This window comes from Mycobacterium sp. IS-1496 (genome assembly GCF_001499995.1).
Classification (GTDB): Bacteria; Actinomycetota; Actinomycetes; order Mycobacteriales; family Mycobacteriaceae; genus Mycobacterium.
In genome coordinates this window covers 88254-106937 of sequence record NZ_LQIU01000045.1, presented here as the reverse complement: position 1 = coordinate 106937, position 18684 = coordinate 88254, and the positions used below count along the sequence as shown (strand labels likewise).

Genomic DNA, 18684 nt, shown 5'->3' with positions numbered 1-18684 from the left:
CCACTGCCGGTGATGCCCCCACCTCGAACCTTACCCCGTCTACAACGTCCGCACCGATGTGAGGACGGATGTGCTCACCTCATCGATTGAGCTATCGGTTCACGCCAAAGCGCCCCGGTGAGTATTCGAAATCATGTGCATTCGATTGCTTTCGAGCCCCGAACCTCGCCTGGTCCTGGAGGTCGCAGCCGCCCCATGGGCATTCAGTCCCAGCCGATGGACTCAAGCCACTCGACCGTCCTGTTAACGCCGTGCTGAAGCGAGTAAGGAGGCTCGCCTAACACCTCAAACGTTTTTTCCATGGGAGTTGGGTAATCTGAGATCATGTTGTTATAGCGGGAGGTTGTCAAGGGGAAGGACTTTCCGAAGCGGCCGAGCAGATCGCCGAAACGGCCGATCGGAGCAATTACACCGCGCGGCATCCGCCTTGCAGGCTTCCCTCGAAGCGCAAGTGAAAAAGTGTTCACCCATAAGTAAATGTCAATGGGGCGGTCGCCTAGATAGAAAACTTGCCGATCAACCGCCTCGCTGGGAGCGGTCAAAATTTGCTTCATCTGCCATGCGATGTTGCCAACGAAACCGTAAGAGCGCACCACGGGACGCCCACCCGGGTGCAGGTACAGTCCCTTCATTATGACGCGCCACGCCTCGCGCCGATACCGCGCGTGCCACGGTCCCCATATATTCGTAGGCCGCACGAGGGTCCAGACACAATCGAGGCCGGCCTCTTTGACGAGCCTTTCCGTTATCACCTTGCTCTCGCCATATACGGTGTGCGGGAAGTAATCATCGTCGTGCTCAGGTAAGCGAGCGGGTCCGGTCACGTACTGGGTGGATACAAAGATCACGCGTTCAATCGAAGGCGTACGCCGTATTGATGCGAGTACATTAGAAGTGCCAACTGTGTTGACTGCGTACCCTGCCTCAACAGTGGTGTTCTCGTCGCAGTCGGCGCGGGCGGCCATGTGTATTACATGCGTGGGTTCGAATCTTGCAAAAATCTCCGAAAGCTCGTCAGAATTCATAATGTCGCATTGCTGCCAGAAACGCTCGTGTTCCTTTTTCAGAGGTTTCTTGACATCTACATTGAGAATTTCTAACCGTTCGCGAGCACACAAATCCACGAAATTCGTTCCGATAAACCCGGACGCCCCCGTAAGCAGAAGTCTCACCCTATCCCCTAATTGCCGATTCAATGTTGGCCCGCCAGACGTCGTCCGTGTAGGCAGAAAGGAAAACCTCTCGGGCCTTTTGACCCATCTTCGCCCGTAGGTCCGGATTCTCGATTAGCCACGCTACCCGGTCCGCTAGCGCGTTGGAATTCCCGACGGGAACGATGTATCCGGTTTCTCCATCCTGAATCATCGTCGCCATGCTTCGCCAGTCGGACGCCACCGAAGGAAGACCGAACTGCATTGCCTCGAGAATTACGAGGCTTTGGTTCTCGGATTTAAAGTGAGAGGGAAAGCAAAAAATATCCGCGCTACAGAACATTTGCCATTTTTCGTCGCCGGTCACCACGCCTAAGAACTCTACGCTAGCCCCGAGGTCGTTCACAGAGATGAAGGATGCGCATTCCTCTTCGAAATCTGGCGAGTGGAAGCGTCCGGCGACGCGTAGGCGGAAGTCGAACCCACGGTGCTTCAACAGGGCGCAGGCTTCTAGCAGTACTCGGACGCCCTTACTCTCGGAGACCATGCCGACGAAGAGAAGCTCGATTCGTTGCGACGCAGACGGATCGCGGAAGTGAGCCAGATAACGACCCGCATCGTCTGGGATTCCATTTGGTATGTGTACGATGCGCTTCGCCGCAATGCGAGCGCCGTCGGGTGGACTATTTTCGGTTAACTGAATCGCAAGATCGGGTTTACGGTATGCAAGCCGCGCGAGTACGCGAAACGGCAGGGGAGTAGCTTCGGCCACGTCGGTAAAGCCGCCCGCGTGAATATGAAAAATCACTCGAGCAAAGAGCAGCCTACAAGACAACAGCACCGCGATATCCCGCGCGACCGCGGTGATTGTCTCTCCCCCAGGGGCATAGTACAGCGTTCGTGCTCCGGTCAGGAGGCGCGATATCCATATTCTGATGATAAGTGACGGTAGACGAAACAGTTTCTTATATCGGAATCGACCGATATCGTCCATATCGCTCGAGAACTGCATCGGGACAAAGTGTAGCTGGATCCCTTTCAGGTCGCTCTCGACGATTTTTTGAACCATAACGGCTTGCCCACCCAAGGGGGGCGGAGTCTGGCCCACTATCAGAATTTTTGTAGCATGATCCACGCTGCGGTCCCTTACGTGATGGCGCTCTGAAGTGGAGGACATGTGAACGAGCCCGGCGACGCGAAGTTCAAACCCCGCGCAGTTCACCCACGTGTTGGCGATACCACTCGACCGTTCCGGCGATACCGTCGCGGAGTCCAATTCTGGGCGCCCACCCGAGCTCTGCGAGCCGTGAGATGTCGAGAAGCTTTTGTGGGGTGCCGTCCGGCTTGGTCGTGTCCCAATACGTTTCGCCGGTATAGTCGACCACCGATGCCACAATGGCGGAAATCTCTCGGATCGTAGTGTCGACCCCACTACCAACGTTGACGTGTGAGGGTCCGTCGTAATGCTCTAGTAGGTGGAAACACGCATCGGCCATATCATCGACGTGTAAGAATTCGCGCCTTGGCTTGCCGGATCCCCAGTTCGTCACGGACTGCGCCCCAGACCTCGCCGCATCATCGTAACGCCGAATTAATGCAGGTAAGACGTGCGACCCCGCGGGTGAAAAATTGTCGTTTGGACCGTACAGATTAGTTGGCATGGCTGAAATCCATGGTAGAGAATACTGTCGGCGGACCGCCTGAATATTAATTATGCCCGCGATTTTTGCAATCGCGTACGCATCATTTGTAGGTTCGAGATGGCCTGTCAGCAACGATTCTTCTCGAATTGGCTGTTCGGCATACTTGGGGTAGATGCATGAAGATCCGAGGAACAGAAGTCGCTCCACACCGACCTCGCGCGCAGCGTCGAGGACGTTTACCTGGATGCGGAGGTTTTCACTTAAGAAATCGACGGGGTAGGAGTTGTTCGCCAGAATTCCGCCCACCTTTGCGGCGGCCAAGACGACGTATCTGGGTTGAAGGTCGTTGAAGAAGTCGAAGACCGCCGGCCGATCGCGCAAATCCAGGTCAGCGGAACTCCTACCAATGACGTTAGTAAAGCCCTCAGTGCGAAGTTTGCGCACGATGGCGGAGCCGGCAAGGCCTTTGTGGCCCGCGACATAGAACGCTGCGTCTCTGTCCAGTGCGCGCGGGGTGAATGCAGTATCGTCGGTCACCGGGCGCCGGCCTCGAGTTGGCGCGAAGTGCCCCAGGACTCCAATTTCACCTGGTCAATCCACGACCGACCCGCATGTTTTAGGGCTTCTATATCTGCATCCACCATGAGTCGGGCGAGTTCGCGACCGGTTGTCACGGGGGTCCATCCGAGATTCGCCCGAGCCTTGGATGAGTCGCCGATGAGAGCGTCGACCTCGGTGGGTCGGAGGTAGCGCTCGTCGAAACGTACGTGGTCCTCCCACTGTAGACCCGCGTGCGAGAAGGCGGTTTCTAGGAATTCTCGGACTGTTATTCCCACCCCTGTGGCTAAGACGTAGTCATCAGGCTCGTCAGCTTGCAGCATCCGCCACATGCCCTCGACGTATTCCGGGGCGTAGCCCCAGTCACGGACAGCGTCGAGATTGCCCAAGTACAAAAAGTCCTGTTGGCCTGCGCTTATCGCGGCGACTGCACGTGTAATCTTACGGGTGACGAAGGTTTCGCCGCGACGCGGAGACTCGTGATTGAAGAGGACACCGTTTACGGCGAACATGCCGTAAGCCTCACGAAAATTCTTGGTAATCCAGTAGCTGTACAATTTCGCCGCTGCGTATGGTGACCGGGGGTAGAAGGGCGTGCTTTCGTTCTGTGGAGGAGGGGTTGCACCGTACAATTCCGAGGACGAAGCTTGGTAAAATCGAGTGCTTATACCGGAGAGGCGGACCGCTTCCAACATCCTGACGGTTCCGGTACCAGTAGTGTCGGCCGTGTGTTCCGGTTCTTCGAAAGACACACGAACATGAGACTGCGCAGCCAGGTTATAGACTTCGTCCGGTTCGATCGCGGCAAGTAGTGTCACCAAACGCGCTCCGTCGCTCAGGTCTCCGTAGTGGAGAAAAAGTTGAGCGTCGGGAGTATGGGGGTCGACATAGAGGTGGTCGATACGTGCCGTATTGAAAGTCGACGCGCGGCGAATCAGACCGTGAACCTCGTACCCCTTTGCAAGGAGTAGCTCGGCCATGTATGAGCCGTCTTGGCCTGTGATGCCTGTGATTAGAGCACGCTTCGGCACGAATTCCCCCATTTCGTTGCGACGGCCGACGCGCCGACCGTGTTTGAGCAGAGAGCTTACCGGCCCGCTCGAGATTCGACCCTGTACGTCGATGATGGACGGTGCTCGGCGGCACTAAGCGCACACCCCAGAAGAAAGAAGTCGCAGTACTCCGCTGGCTGAGCGCAGAGACCGCTAGATCCGGGAGCGGCAGCCGAAGCCCGTTAGGCGCCAGCGACGAGATCATGGGCGGGCATGTGCGTTCCGCTTTTGCGACAACACGACTGCTGCGTCTTGTTGAGGAGCGCCCCACTATCTGGTAGCCGAGGCGGTCGGTCTCACTGCGCGCATTGAGCCGCCGCGCGAGCGCTGACATCGAGCGAGGTTCCTTCTAGTTTAGTATTGAGCGAGTGAACAGCGAAGGTTTGTCCCGAGATCGCAATTCCTCCTCGGGAGGGGTGGGGGCTACTGGTTTCGAAGTCGCGCGCGTCGGTGACGTTCCTTTCCGCGTTGCCACATTCCAAGGAGCCGTGGGTTGGTTGGTGGATGTCGCCGCCGTAAAGCACCTTCCAATAAACGTCCGGCTCGCGAACGCATGGAACGTGGCCTTGACTGGGAAGGACGTAACATATCGCGAGCTACTGGTCTCGCAAGGCGTGAACTTTCCCGATGGCACTCCCGTTGCATGGCTAATGAATGTTGGTCGCAGCGGACGAGCAAAGGCAGAACGAGTCCGAGGGCCGTCATTCTTTACCGCAGTTTTGATGGCGGGAACTCGTCGTAATCTGAAACACTTCCTGCTCGGGGGCAGCCCAGAGACACTGGTCGAGCTTCAAAAGGCGCTCCGCGAGCGCTACCCGGGTGTCCAGATCGTAGGCGCCTATTCTCCGCCCTTCGCGCCAGTCGACGACGACTATATAGAGGACTGCGCCGCGAGAATCGTCGGAGAAGGAGCGGACGTGGTGTGGATTGGTCTAGGTACTCCGAAGCAGGACGTCGTGGGAACGGCCCTCGCGGCCAAGATAGGCATTACCACTATTAATGTGGGTGCTGCCTTCGACTTCTGTGCAGGAACGGTTACCGAAGCGCCAGAATGGATCCAACGCTCGGGTTTCGAATGGCTCTTTCGGCTCCTAGCCGAACCCAGACGCCTATGGCGGCGCTACTTAATAGGAAACGTCGAATTCCTATGGGTGGCGCTGCGAAGCTTAAGGACGCAGCGGGCCGCTGCAAAGTGCGGTGTCGACTAAGTTCGGTCCGCGCTTGCCTCATTAGTGTCACGGTGCCCTGAAATACGCTTCGCAGGACGTGTCAGCGAAGAACGCCCAAAAACGAGATGGTTTTTCTGGTGGCCCCTCTGCGGAATAATAGTTTCGGAAGTTCGTTCGAACCGTCGGCCCGGATGCCCGACCACCCTTGACCAAGTTCGATCGCGGCGATGGAGCGTCCCTCCCAGCGCCCGCATAAACACCTGCAGTGGCATCCATCTGTACGATCCGACTATGCCGAGGCCCCGACTCAAGACAACGGCCCGCGTCCAGCCGCGCTCGACGCCCCTCGCCCGGTCTATTGAGCGCCCCGGGATCGCCGAGCTTCCCTTTACCGTCACCGTGGGCGCATTCTGGATGGTTGTGGTGGCGGCGCCTCGGCACATTCAACTCGGTCCAGTAACTATGTCTGGCGCGCTCACGATTCTTGTCGCTGCGCTGACTCTTTGCATGTTACCGGCATACATCAACACCGCCTCTTCGCGAACAGATGCTCTCGACGGAAAGGGGTCTGCTCGTCCTGGGCTGCCATGGCCGATCTGGGGCTTCATACTGCTGCTTTTTAGCAGCTTCTTGATCACGTCCTTTAGTGGCGAAGCAAACGCTGATTCGATCCAGAATGCGTCTGTATATCTGTCGTTCGTAGGAGCGATACTTTTCGCGTCCGCTGCACGGTCTCCAGCGTTGGTCCTTCGCGGGTGGGGCCTTATGAGGAGCGTATCCACGGTCGCTGCCTATCTCACGCTGATGATGTCCGCTGTAGGTCTCACGTTCCTCGCCGAACGCGCGATGGCTATGGTCGGCTTAATTGTTCTGGCGGTAGTGATACCCGGCGTGCCGCAGAACGGATTCGTTCGATTCGCACCGTTCGCGGCCGTCGCTGCGATGGCGTTGAGCCTGTCGCGAACGAGCACGGCGATCGGGCTCGCGCTTCTAGCCTTCCTAGCTCTGCGGAGGAAGTTCACACGCGGGGTTTCGGCGGGCGGAAAACGGCTTCTTAGAGCCTTATTTATCGTCGTCGGTGTCGCCCTCTCGGCATATGCGCTTGTTGTTTACTATACCCCGTTTAGAGATCGGTTCTTAGTCGGAGACAACGCATTGAAAGTGGGCGATCTGAATATAAGCACGCAAGGCCGCGCGAGGCTGTGGGACCTAATTATATCTGAATCTTCGGACGGATTAATCTTCGGTCACGGCACCGGAGCTGGCGCAGCGCTCATCGCCGAAAGGGTGCCAGGTCAGAGTCACCCGCATAATGAGTACTTGCGTCTCTTCTTTGACTTCGGCATAGTGGGCCTTGGCCTCTTTGCACTTGGTTATGCCGCGTTGATGTGGCGGACCTTGCGGAGTGCCAGAGATACGGATCATCCGCTACATTGGGCGGCCTTTATTGGACTGCTTAGCATCAGTTTGATCGCGATAACAGATAACCCCTTCGTATATCCGTTCGTTATGCTTCCGCTTGGCAGTTTGGTGGGCTTGTCTCTTGCGCTAGACCGTTTCGAGTCGCAGGGTGCACGCTTCACCGCGCTAGATGTACTGACCTGAGAGGTTAGGTACGCGGGTGGCGGGTGGTTGGCCGCCGAGTGCGGTGTGGCCGCGGTGGTGATTGTAGGTGTGCAGCCAACGGGGAAACTGCGCGCAGCGGTCGAGATCACTGGTGTAGAGGCGAGCGTATGCCCATTCGTCGGCAAGGGTGCGGTGGAATCGTTCTACCTTGCCGTTGGTCTGCGGTCGGTAGGGGCGGGTGCGGCGGTGTTCGATGTCGCCGAGGGCTTCTCTAAATGAGTGGGACCGATAGCAGGAGCCATTGTCTGTCAACACTGTTCGTACGGTGAACCCGCATTCATTGAACCAGGAATTGGCGCGTCGCCAGAAGTCGGCTGCGGTGTCTTTGCGTTCGTCAGTCAGCAACTCGGAGTAGGCCAGGCGAGAGTGCGCGTCGATGGCGGTGTGCACGAAGTGATAGCCACGCCGTCCGCTACGGTCTTCTCCGGTTCCGCGGCTCTGATCGGCATGGGAGTGCCGCCTTCCTGCACTTCGTCCCAGCATCCGCCACCCGCCTCCGGCCGGAATCTTGCCTACTTTCTTGACGTCGACATGCACGAGGTCGCCCGGATGGGCGGAGTTCATCCGGCGGATGACCCGCCCGGTGGGGCGGTCCAGCCACCGAAGTCTGGCCAGTCCGTATCGTGTCAGGACACGGTGCACTGTAGAGACGTTGAGCCCTAGCAGGTAGGCGATTCGGGCCGGCCCCCACCGGCGAAGTACCCGTGAACGCGAGCGGGATCCATATTGCTGGGTCGTCATGAAACTTCGAAGGGTGTGCTGCGCTTAGGCCTCAACCTGAACCCATGCCGCTCTCGGCCTCCGCGGTTGTAGGTGCTTCGGATCTTCGCGCTCGCGCGTCCGTAGTACCGTCGAGCTAAGTTCTAGTACCTACACTCTGTGAGTCGATGCTATCGAAGAGACCTTCGATTTCTCCGAATACGGAGATTTACTGGTCGCGTTCGTCTTCAAAATTAGGAGGGTGTCCTGCACGTACTCTTCGTCTGCACAGGGAACGTCTGTAGATCACCTACGGCTGAACGTTTAGCACGCAGCTACGCAGCTGGTTCGGGTTTTTCAGCCCTGCAGGCCTCAAGTGCCGGAACACGCGCAGTGATAGGGCATCCTATCCATAGTGAGTCGTCTCGAGTGCTTGGCAATTTGGGTGGGGATTCTTCAGGGTTCACTGCACGGCAGCTAACCCCTCAGATTGCGTCGAGCGCCGATCTCATCATCACGATGGCGCGAGCCCATTTTGACAGAGTTCTCATGCTCGCACCACAAAAACTTCACAAGACATTCACGCTCGTCGAAGCTGCACAGTTGGCGACTGATTATGGTGCAGAATGCGTTGCGGACCTTCCCGGTCTTCGGCCCCACTTGAAGGTGGACGGACTGCTAGATATCCCGGATCCGATCGGTCAAAGACCGGAGGTATTCGATTCGGTAGGGATGCAAATCCGGAATCTGTTGCCGCCCTTGCTTGACCTATGTCGGCGGTCGTGGGTGCGTTCGGTTTGAGGCGACGTGGGCGCGCGTAGCTTACTCGGCAGGCGATACACCGGTGACGCCCGCGACAAGCATCTCGCGGGACGCGGTCGGTGCTAGCTTCAGAAGGCCTGCACGTCCACGCTCCGCCGTTCACGGCAGTTTCCGTTCAGCACTCGTCGGTGAACTCAACCCCGCGCGTGACGTAAGGGGCATCGTGTTCATTGTCGTTGTTCCAATTCGAAGTGGGCGTCGTCGTCTCAGGATCTGGCAGGGGTCGGAGCTAACTGTTCGCCGTGCGCGCGACGGCATTGCCTTGCGCGGGTGGATGCCCTGCGCGCCATTCCTGCCCCGGACTATTTGCTGGAAACACAGGACCCTTCGTTGAGTCTGCTCGCCGTCGATTCGATTCACCCTTACGGTGAACGAACTCGCCTGACGTGCAACAGGTTTGACGCCAGCCGGCCACCGTAGCGGATGGGCTCGGAAGCCGCCCGCACGTTGCCATGAACCGCGCCTTTGGATTGCGGCGACTGGCCCTGCAAGGTGGCGGCGAGGCGCCCAGGACGCTCTCCTTCGGTAGGTCGAAGAGGCCGACTTGTAGCAACCAACTCTCACATTGACAAGCTGAGTGCAATCTGCGATGCTCGCTCCAATCCAAGTCGGATCATGCCTGTGGGGGGAATGTCTGCTTTCGCGACGAAAATTTCGACCGTTGGCACGGTTGACGCCGTCACGCGTCCCGCTGCACGGTAACTCCTCCAGTTTGAGGCTGCGAATCGCAGACAATGTGCTCAGCTTGATTTCTGAGCCTCGCCCAGTGATTTCTGAGCCTCGCCCAGTGGTGGAAGGCCTTGGATCCGCCACCGCGGTCAAGCGCGGGGCAGGTGTTGCTTTTGTGGCCCTATGTAACCTGTGGACAGAATTCTCGCGTGCCGCGGTAAGTGCTATCGCACGCCGCGTGGGCGCAGAGGCGCGAGCAGGCCATGATGGAATTCTGTTCCGAACACTACCGGGTTCTCGTCGCTCGCGGATTGTTCCCGGGCGGATACTCGTAGGCGCTGCAGTGCTCGATACACAGGTCATATAATGCGGCTCTCTGCGCGAAGCCGCCAGTGTCGGAGTGACCACGAGATATTCGTTTTGTCAATTTCGATGGCACGGGGCGCCTGTCCTTTGCTCGAGTTATTAGCTATCAAGGGGTGGCGTTGAATCTCCAAGAATTCGTGAAAGTTCTGCGCTCCCGGTGGATCACTGTTTGTGTCACGATAGCGTTCGCTGTTGTGGCCGCCGTTGCGGTCACGTTGTCGACCACGCCGCTTTACCAAGCGTCGACTAGGCTCTTCGTTTCTACCGCGGCGGGGGCGTCGGTTACCGACCTTTATCAAGGCAATCGCCTATCGCAAGAGCGAGTCACCTCGTATGCGGAGTTGCTGAAAGGTGAGACTCTCGCCCAACGGACCATCGACAAGCTGGGGCTGGACATGAGCGCCCAAGCACTGCGAGAGAACGTGAAGGCTAGTGCGAAAGCCGAGACAGTGCTTCTCAACGTCTCTGTGCTCGACGAGTCTCCCGTTCGGGCTCGCGACATCGCGAACACGCTTTCCGACGAATTCGTCGCTTTGGTCCGCGAGTTGGAGACTCCTGAAGACGGCGCCCGACCGGACGCTCGTGTGGTAGTCGAACAGCGCGCATCTGTCACAAACAAACCGGTGGTTCCGAAAACTGCACGGAATCTCTTGGCCGGGCTCGGTGTGGGGCTTCTGCTAGGCGTTGGTCTGGCAGTCCTACGCGATATGCTAGACAACACCGTCAAGGACCGCGAAATGCTCGAATCGATCACGGGCGCCGGTGTAGTGGGCAGCATTCCGCTTGATAAGGAACGCCGGAAGCAGCCGGCGATTGCGTTCGAAAGCGACAACTCCGCTATTGCCGAGTCGTTCCGAAAGCTTCGAACCAACTTGCAGTTTCTTGCAGTCGACAATCCTCCGCGAGTCATTGTGGTCACTAGTTCCTCGCCAAGCGAAGGGAAGTCGACGACTGCGATCAACATAGCGTTGGCGTTGGCAGAGGCTCAACACAATGTGGTGCTGGTGGACGGCGATATGCGGCGGCCATCGGTTCATAAGTATTTGGCTCTGATCGGCGCCGTCGGTTTCAGCACCGTCTTGAGCGGACAGGCGGTGCTGAGTGAGGCGTTGCAGAAGACGCGCTTCCCAGGGCTCACGGCACTTACCGCGGGCGCGGTGCCACCAAACCCCAGCGAGCTCCTTGGGTCGCAGGCCGCGGCGAACCTGTTGACTGACCTGCGGTCACAATTCGACTACGTAGTCGTCGACTCCTCGCCGCTGCTTGCCGTCACCGACGCTGCGATCCTGGCCGCCGTTTCCGACGGCGTGTTGGTGATGGCCCGTTTCGGGCAAACCAAGCGTGATCAGCTGACGCATGCAGTCGGCACACTGACCGACGTCGGAGCTTCAATTCTGGGCGCTGTATTCACGATGACGCCTACACGAGGAAGTTCTGCGTATAGCTACAGCTATAGCTATTACGGCGAAGAAGGTGGTCGCCGGCAAGGTACCCTGCCGGCGCTGGCACCTCCCGCCTCGCGAGATGCTCCTTCGCACAACGGCAATGGCGCACCAGCAAGTCAAGACACGGTCGAAACAACGGGCGGCCGCCGGAAGCATTCTTCACGCGAATAGGGGACGCGTGCCGCGTCCGCCAACCCAAAGGAAACACAACACACACTTCTCCTATCGCTATCTGGGAGGGCCACCGCGTCAGCGGGATGGTTATAAGCTCAAATACGCGAGTAGACCAAGAGTGAAAGCCGAGACGCGATACGTCACCGAAGCCTTCGACCAAGCGTGACTGTCGACGAGCCCGTGATAGCCGCCCTCCTGGGAGGCTCTAGGTGGGTTGATGTAGTGCCAGCACCGGCGGCAGCAGGGATCGTGGACGTCAACGTGGGGCACGCGGACTGCTTGAAGTGGCATCCCAGGTTCGCCTGGCTCACGTGAGCACCGCGGCGCGGTCGGCGTTCACCAGCGGTAAGCTCGCGTCGACTGCGGCCGTTGCTCGTGAGGGCCGCACGCCGGTTGAGACTTGAGCAAATGCGAGAGGTGGGGCGCGCGACTACGTTTTGAGGAACCCCAGATGCGCGCGGCCACGCCCGACGATCGGTTCTGGGTCTGCCTGAAGCGTCTCAGATAGAAGTTCGCTATAGATATCGCGGAAATCTGTTGTCACCTTAAGATTGCCGTCGTCTAGGTCGGTAAGGCTTGGTTCGTCGCCGAAATAGCCTCCGCGGACAGCTCTACCTGCTACGAAAACAGGTCCTGCCGTGCCGTGGTCAGTGCCATCCGAGGCGTTAGCTTGAACACGCCGACCGAACTCCGAATATGCCATCAACACTACGTTTTTGCCGTACCGATCGCCTTCCATCTTCTTTATGAAGCGGGTGATGGCGCGGTCGACGATGCCAATTAATCGCCGATGGTCCTCGCGTTCGTCGGCATGGGTATCGAATCCGCCGATCGACACGCTATATACACGAGTCGGTAAGCCCGCGGAAATGCACTTCGCAACGGCGTTTAGCTGAACATCTAGCCCTTTGCTACCCTCCCCCGCTTCGCTGACTGGCGCGCCATCGTCCGTGTCCTTCAGCAGAGGTGCTAGCGCGTCAGCGACAATGGGTAGCGAGCCGTAGGAGTTGCGCACTAGTTTCATCGGGTGATTGTCTGCAGGGTCATGTCGACTGAGGGACTCGGCGAATTCCTTAAAATTCGTCGGCGGAACAATCTGGGTCGAAAAGGCGCCGGCGGTCACATTTTCGCCGATAGCTAGCCTGGGTAACACTGACCCGATGCAGAGTGCGCGTACGGGGTCGCCGTCGCTTCCGTCGAGCCAACGCCCGACCCACCCAGTGTTCACCCCGTTATCTAGGGTGCCGCTCTGCCAGATATCCATGGAGCGGAAATGACTTCGGTCGGGTTTCGGGTATCCCACCCCCCTGACGATTGCGAGTGACCCGCCGCTGAACATCTCGGCCAAGCCTTTCATCTCTGGATTCAACCCGTAGTCGTCATCTAGGGCGATTAATTCTTCGGGTGAGTACGCCAACTCCGGCCTCGCGTCGTGATATGCGGAGTCAGCGAGTGGTGCTAATGTGTTAATACCATCATTGCCGCCATACATCGTCACCAGTACCAAGATGCCGTCGCCGTCGGTCAGTGGCTCCGCTTGAGCTATACCTATAAGCTGGGGCCACGTGAATGTCGTGGTCGCGGCGAATAGTCCTGCACCTCCGATGCCCGCACATCCTGACAAGAAGTTCCGACGAGTAACGGTATGCACGGAAGCTCCTCAAGAAACTAAGTATTCGGGTGTGTTTGCGGCCGCGGCCACCAAGGCTGGAGGACTCCTGAGAAGTGGTTTCAAGGCCCTAATCGTGCTGTCGGTCCAAAAGCCGATACCTAGCAGATAGCCCGCTGCATCCAGGCGATGTGAAGCCGGTGTTTCTTCGATCGAGCTTAGGTCTCCTTGCTTCGCAAGATCAGCAGCTGCACGTAATCGAATCCCGGCTGCGGCAGCGGATAACCATGCCTGTCCACCAGCCCATCCGCCGACGCTCGGCGGATAGAACGGCAAGTGGCCCAACGACTTCAGAGTTGCGATGGCCTTGCTGGATTTTTTCGCATCATCGATCGGCAAGTTCATCGCGCGATGTAAGCCGACCAACCACTCCACTGGACTGATGATGACGACGGCTTCTGCATTATTGAACTCGGGGTCTGTAAGAATCGCTTTCGTGAGCGCGTGAAGGTTGAATTCCTCGCCATATGCGCTCAGAAGACGGTCGATTATCGCATTTGTTGGCGGGGAGTCCGAAGCTAACTGGCGCCATAATTTCTTTGCTATGAAACGGGCGGAGTGCGGGTGCGTTAGGACCGCATCGCGAAACCCGCCAGCGTCTAAGTTGCCTTTTACGTTCAGAACCTGTTTAGGCCCGGTGTCCTGCCAAGCGGGTACGAGCGTGGTGCTGCCGTCTTTCTTCACAGACCATCCGGTGAGAGCCCGCGCGCCCTCTTGTACGTCGCCTTCCGAATAGCCACTGCCGTGACCAAGCGCGAAGAGTTCGAGGAACTCGCGGGCCAAGTTTTCATTAGGAGATTCAGCACGATTCAAGTCGCCATCTAGCCACCGCACCATCGCGGCATCCTTAAGCATCGCGTAAGCGAAGGAGCTGAAGTCGCCGAGACACATTGTGCGGATCTTCTCGTTTTGAGCGGCCATCTCCGCGGGATATCTCACTTTTTCCAACGACGTCGCGAAGTGGTTGTGCCACAACAAAGCTAACTTCTCGCGAGCTGGTTCATTAACGGCAACCATCCGCCGCAACCACCAACTGACGAGTTCCACCCGTCGCTCCCTCAGCTTCTTCTGGAAGCGACTACGAACGTCGGGTGTTGCTTCGCCTCCTGCTTGAGGAGCCGTAATGCGCAAGTCCGGTAAAGGTGTGGCAGCCAGTCCGGCATCGGTCGACTCTGTGACTCCGAACGCGCGTTCAAGATATTCGCCGGTCGTCGAGAAACTGAATACAGAATCAACCGCTGACCCTGTAGTTCCGAAGCCGGTCCGCCGCAACAAACGCGCCGTGGCCTTCCATTCAGCAGACTGCACTATCAGATGGTTCCTCTCGACGTCTGCTTCGAAGCAACCTTACGCGACACGTGGCGTACTTGCCGACTGGCACGCCGTGCAAAGCGATTAGCGGCGTAAACCGGGTTAAGCCTGGGGTGAAATGGCGTTGGTGTTACCCAACCACAGGGTTGGCGTTTGGGCGAACGATGCTTAGCGCCTCGACAGACCGTTGTCGCAAAAGTGCTCGCTTGCGCGCGCCGATCGACACAGTCGGCAGAGTCGGTCAATCGGCCTCACAACGACGCTCCATATGTGACCCTTTGGCGCATGCGTAAGTCTGCAAACGCAACGATTCTCGTCATCGTCTCACTCATCGCCACCGTCGGCCTCTGGCTCGCCTCCACCTTCGCGGCAGCGATCGCCTTCGGCGCGATTGCGCTCATCGTCCCCGGCACCGGGACGCACAACGTCACCACCGACACCCAGTACCGAGAAAACGCCGCCAACCGCTACATCGACCCGTCCGGCGTGCCGTGTACGTCAGAGGACGGTTGCGACCTCCGAGGCGTCGACTATCCCGCCAGCTTCTGGCCCATTCCGCTGCCCGGCTGGTGTCCCGGCCTGACGTGCGACACCTGGAACAGGTCGGTGGGCGACGGCGTCACCAACCTCAACACCGACCTCGCCGGCATCCTGGCCGACCCCGCCAACGACAACGAGGACATCATCGTCTTCGGCTACTCCCAGGGCGGAGCGGTCGTCTCCCGCGCCATGTACGACATCGCCGAACTCGACGAGGAGACGCGGGACCGCATCACCGTCGTCACCATCGGCAACATCAACAACCCCCAGGGACTGTGGTCGCGGCTGAGCTTCCTGCGCTATATCCCGCTGCTCGATGTGTCCTTCGGGCCGCAGCTGCCCACCGACATCGGCGTCAAGAGCACCAACTACTCCTTCGAATACGACCCCGTCGGCGACGCCCCGCAGTACTGGGGCAACCCCCTGGCCGTGCTCAACGCGCTGATGGCCTTCGACTACGTCCACGGGTACTACCTCGACCCCAACGCGAACGCGCCCACCGACGTCATGCCCTACGGCTACGACGAGGCCAGCCTGGCCGCCGCCATCGCCGCCGCGCCGAAGCGCGTCCACGGTGACGCCACCTTCGTGCTCATCCCTCAGCGAGGCACGCTGCCGATCTTCATGCCACTCGTCGAACTCGGAAACGCCACCGGCACATCCGCATTCGTCGAACCCGTCGTCCGACTGCTGCAGCCGGTGACCAAACTGCTGATCGACCTCGGCTACGACCGTCAGGCCAACCCCGGGATCGCGCGGAACCTGTCGATCCTGCCGTTCAACCCGTTCACCTTCAATCCCATCCAGTTCTCGGTGGACTTCGTCGAAGCGATCGCCCAAGGGATCGAAGACGCGTTCCGCGGCGGCAGCATGATCGCCGTCCCGGTGCCGACGCCGTCCGAGACCTTGTCCGACGACGTGTTGGCAGCGGGCAAGGCCCTGGGCCGTCTCGCCGCGGACGACGAGCAGGACGCACCCGCCACGCTCATCGAGCCGGTCGCCGACGACGGTGCAGAGCTGGTCGACGAGACCGGCGAAGGTGACGCCGCCGGCACACCGCAGATCATCGACGAGCTGGGAGCCGTCGACGAGCAGGAACAGATCGACGGCACGAAGGACGAAGAGCTCGAGGAGGAGACCTCCAAGGAAGAGGACCTCGAGAACGAGGCGCCGCTGACCGAGAACCTCGGAGAAGCGGAACTCGAGCAGGAGCACGTCGAGGACGGCGAGACCTCCAACGAGGAGACCGACGAGGCCGAGACCGAGAAGGCCGACCCGGAAGCGGACACCGCACCCGCCGAAGAACAGGCGGCTGCCTGACAATCTTTGGTAGCGAACCGCCCGGCATTCCAAGAGTGCCGGGCGGTTGCTGTTTTCGGGTATTCACCAGAACGCACCAAACAGACCGGCAACGGGTAACCGGTCGTTTACCGTTGCCATAGGGGAGATCCGGAGGGGAATCACATGAAATACCGCATTGCTGCCGGCGCCGTCGCATTCGTGTCGGCGTTGGCGCTCACCGCACCGCCTGCCATGGCGCAACCGACCCGGTTCACGATGCCGGATCTGCGGGGCATGAACCTCGCGGCGGCGCAGGAGGCCTACACCGCCGCGACCGACGGCGCGGGCCCGGAACTCGAGTACAGCAACGAGTCCGGCCCCAGCGAGGTCATCAACCTGACCAACTGGACCGTCTGCTGGCAGTCGCCGCGGGCGGGACAGACGTTCACCGCGAAATCGTGGGCCGGGGTCGGCGTCAACCGCCCCAACAAGTGCTGACCACCTGAACCGACGAAAATCGCCCCGCCACTGAAACAGTGGCGGGGCGACTTCGTAAACAAGGATCAGGCGGCGGCGGCGCCCGGCTTCAGGTAGGTGACCAGGCTGACGTCGAGCGCCTCGTCGACGAAGTAGTACTGGCACCCGGTCAGGTACCGCATGTAGTCGTTGTAGCTCTGCTCGCCGGCCGCGGCGATCGCCTCGTCCTTGTGGTGCTCGAGGCGGGCGGCCCAGATGCCGAGGGTCTTGATGTAGTGGTTGCGCAGCGACAGCGTCTCCGGCACCCCGAACCCGGCCTTCTCGCCGTGCTCGACCATCATCTGCGTGGTCGGGATGCGGCCGCCGGGGAAGATCACCTCGTGGATGAACTTGGCGAACCGCGCCAGCTCGAAGGTCAGCTTCTTGCCGCGGGCCTGCAGGTCGTTGGGGTGGTACCCACAGCTGCTCTGCACCGTCATGCGGCCGTCGTCGGGCATGATGTCGAAGCACGTCTTGAAGAAGTCGTCATAGCGCTCGAAGCCGAAGTGCTCGAACGCCTCGATCGACACGATGCGGTCGACGGGGGAGTGGAACTGCTCCCACCCTTCCAGCCGGACGTCGAAGGTGCGCTCGCTGTTCAACTCCGACAGCATCTTGGTGCAGTACGCCTGCTGGTTCTTGCTCAGCGTCAGGCCGATGACGTTGACGTCGTACTTCTCCATGGCCCGCGCCAGGGTCAGCCCCCAGCCGCAGCCCACCTCGAGCAGCGTCATCCCCGGCTTGAGGTCCAGGCGGTCCAAGTGCTGATCGACGTTGGCGATCTGGGCCTCGGACAGCGACACCGTCGGCCCCGTGAAGTACGCACAGCTGTACTTACGCGTCGGATCCTGGAAGACGCCGAAGAAATCGTCCGAGAGGTCGTAGTGGGCCTGGATGTCCTCGAAGTGAGGAATCAGATCCTTGGTGCCCGTGGCTTTGTCAGACATTGTCGCTATTCGGCCTTCCTGATGACAGGTCAAATCCAGTTCATCGAAACGTTCGTTGGACCGCACCCTACCTGCCTCAGGATGGCCTTATGACCACCCCGGCACGTGTCGGCGGGCCCCGGCGCCGGCTGTTTGACGCCCGCGATAGTTAGTGGCTTTGCTGAGGGTGCCGCTACTTCACCAGCGTGAACTGGTTGACGTCGGTGTATCCCTTGCGGAACGCATCCGCACAACCGGTCAGGTAGTGCATGTAGCGGTCGTAGACCTCTTCGGACTGCACCGCGATGGCCTCGTCCTTGTGGGCTTGCAGCGCCTCGGCCCAGTGGTCCAGCGTCTTGGCGTAGTGCGGCTGCAGCGACTGCTCACGCGTCAGCGTGAACCCGGCCTTACCGGCGTGCTCGCCCACCAGCTCGATCGTCGGCAGGTAACCACCGGGGAAGATCTCGGTGAGGATGAACTTGATGAACCGCGCCACCGAGAACGTCAGCGGGATGCCGCGCTCGATCATCTGCGGAATGGTCAGCGCCGTGATCGTGTGCAGCAGCATCACGGCGTCATCGGGCAGCACGCGGTAGGCCATGGCGAAGAAGTCGTCCCAGCGGTCGCGGCCGAAGTGCTCGAACGCGCCGATCGACACGATCCGGTCGACGGGCTGATCGAAGTCCTCCCAGCCCTTCAGCAGCACCTGCTTGCTGCGCGGGCTGTCCGAGGCGGCGAACACATTCTCGACATGCGCGTGCTGGTTCTTGCTCAGCGTCAGCCCGATGACGTTGACGTCGTACTTCTCGACCGCCCGCATCATCGTGTAGCCCCAGCCGCAGCCGACGTCGAGCAGCGTCATACCGGGCTGCAGGCCCAGCTTGCCGAGCGCGAGGTCGACCTTGGCCCGCTGGGCCTCCTCGAGCGTCATGTCGTCGCGCTCGAAGTAGGCGCAGCTGTACATCTGGCTGGGGTCGAGGAACAGCCGGAAGAAGTCGTCGGACAGGTCGTAGTGGGCCTGGACGTCTTCGAAATGCGGCTTCAGTTTGCCCGTGGGGGCCATGGTG

At 59.6% G+C, this 18684-nt stretch carries 14 protein-coding genes and 1 pseudogene; 6 read left to right on the top strand and 9 right to left on the bottom strand.

The genetic code is table 11. The features are described from left to right. Positions 1-203 precede the first annotated feature (203 nt). The 4 genes from AU195_RS25395 to gmd all read right to left on the bottom strand — a co-directional run bounded on the left by AU195_RS25395 (position 204) and on the right by gmd (position 4395). On the bottom strand, positions 204-1172 hold the full coding sequence (locus AU195_RS25395) for an NAD-dependent epimerase/dehydratase family protein (RefSeq protein ID WP_172800649.1): 969 nt from the start codon (positions 1170-1172) through the stop codon (positions 204-206). A gap of 1 nt (position 1173) precedes the next feature. Then, positions 1174-2163, bottom strand: coding sequence for a glycosyltransferase family 4 protein (locus AU195_RS25390; protein ID WP_172800648.1), 990 nt, complete (start codon positions 2161-2163; stop codon positions 1174-1176). A gap of 190 nt (positions 2164-2353) precedes the next feature. Next, on the bottom strand, positions 2354-3331 hold the full coding sequence (locus AU195_RS25385; protein WP_082703137.1) for a GDP-L-fucose synthase family protein: 978 nt from the start codon (positions 3329-3331) through the stop codon (positions 2354-2356). Further along, positions 3328-4395, bottom strand: a complete 1068-nt coding sequence (gmd, locus tag AU195_RS20200) for a GDP-mannose 4,6-dehydratase (RefSeq protein WP_172800647.1) — start codon at positions 4393-4395, stop codon at positions 3328-3330. The genes AU195_RS25385 and gmd overlap by 4 nt, the downstream gene beginning before the upstream one ends. 377 nt (positions 4396-4772) lie before the next feature. On the opposite strand from gmd, the gene AU195_RS25380 reads away from it, so the two are divergent. Beyond that, positions 4773-5612, top strand: a complete 840-nt coding sequence (locus AU195_RS25380; protein ID WP_502687367.1) for a WecB/TagA/CpsF family glycosyltransferase — start codon at positions 4773-4775, stop codon at positions 5610-5612. Positions 5613-5972: 360 nt separating this feature from the next. After that, positions 5973-7178 carry an O-antigen ligase family protein gene (locus tag AU195_RS25375; protein ID WP_172800646.1) on the top strand — a complete coding sequence of 402 codons (1206 nt, stop codon included), beginning with the start codon at positions 5973-5975 and terminating at the stop codon, positions 7176-7178. Here AU195_RS25375 and AU195_RS25370 read toward each other — a convergent pair. Further along, positions 7161-7904: pseudogene (locus tag AU195_RS25370) on the bottom strand (IS481 family transposase); the annotation flags it as partial. The gene AU195_RS25375 and the pseudogene AU195_RS25370 sit on opposite strands and share 18 nt — an antisense overlap. A gap of 261 nt (positions 7905-8165) precedes the next feature. Here AU195_RS25370 and AU195_RS25365 point away from each other — a divergent pair. Then, the gene (locus AU195_RS25365; RefSeq protein WP_082703135.1) at positions 8166-8699 is read left to right on the top strand and encodes an arsenate reductase/protein-tyrosine-phosphatase family protein; all 534 of its coding nucleotides are present in this window, start codon (positions 8166-8168) and stop codon (positions 8697-8699) included. Positions 8700-9874: 1175 nt separating this feature from the next. Beyond that, positions 9875-11371: a tyrosine-protein kinase domain-containing protein gene (locus tag AU195_RS20190; protein ID WP_082703148.1), complete on the top strand. Its 1497-nt coding sequence runs from the start codon at positions 9875-9877 to the stop codon at positions 11369-11371. Between the two features lie 433 nt (positions 11372-11804). Here AU195_RS20190 and AU195_RS25360 read toward each other — a convergent pair whose 3' ends face one another. Both AU195_RS25360 and AU195_RS25355 read right to left on the bottom strand, forming a co-directional pair. Then, positions 11805-13025, bottom strand: coding sequence for a DUF1501 domain-containing protein (locus AU195_RS25360; protein WP_082703134.1), 1221 nt, complete (start codon positions 13023-13025; stop codon positions 11805-11807). A gap of 9 nt (positions 13026-13034) precedes the next feature. Next, positions 13035-14351 (bottom strand): DUF1800 domain-containing protein, encoded by a 1317-nt coding sequence (locus AU195_RS25355; RefSeq protein ID WP_286149394.1) that lies wholly within the window; start codon positions 14349-14351, stop codon positions 13035-13037. Positions 14352-14639: 288 nt separating this feature from the next. On the opposite strand from AU195_RS25355, the gene AU195_RS20185 reads away from it, so the two are divergent. Both AU195_RS20185 and AU195_RS20180 read left to right on the top strand, forming a co-directional pair. Next, complete coding sequence (locus AU195_RS20185) at positions 14640-16214, top strand: PE-PPE domain-containing protein (protein ID WP_059160825.1); 1575 nt, start codon at positions 14640-14642, stop codon at positions 16212-16214. A 144-nt stretch (positions 16215-16358) separates the two neighbouring features. After that, entirely contained in the window at positions 16359-16673 is a 315-nt protein-coding gene (locus AU195_RS20180; protein ID WP_059160824.1) for a PASTA domain-containing protein, read from the top strand. 65 nt (positions 16674-16738) lie between these two features. Here AU195_RS20180 and AU195_RS20175 read toward each other — a convergent pair whose 3' ends face one another. Then, positions 16739-17638: a cyclopropane mycolic acid synthase family methyltransferase gene (locus tag AU195_RS20175; protein WP_059160823.1), complete on the bottom strand. Its 900-nt coding sequence runs from the start codon at positions 17636-17638 to the stop codon at positions 16739-16741. 172 nt (positions 17639-17810) lie between these two features. After that, positions 17811-18680, bottom strand: a complete 870-nt coding sequence (locus AU195_RS20170; RefSeq protein WP_059160822.1) for a cyclopropane mycolic acid synthase family methyltransferase — start codon at positions 18678-18680, stop codon at positions 17811-17813. Positions 18681-18684 lie beyond the last annotated feature (4 nt).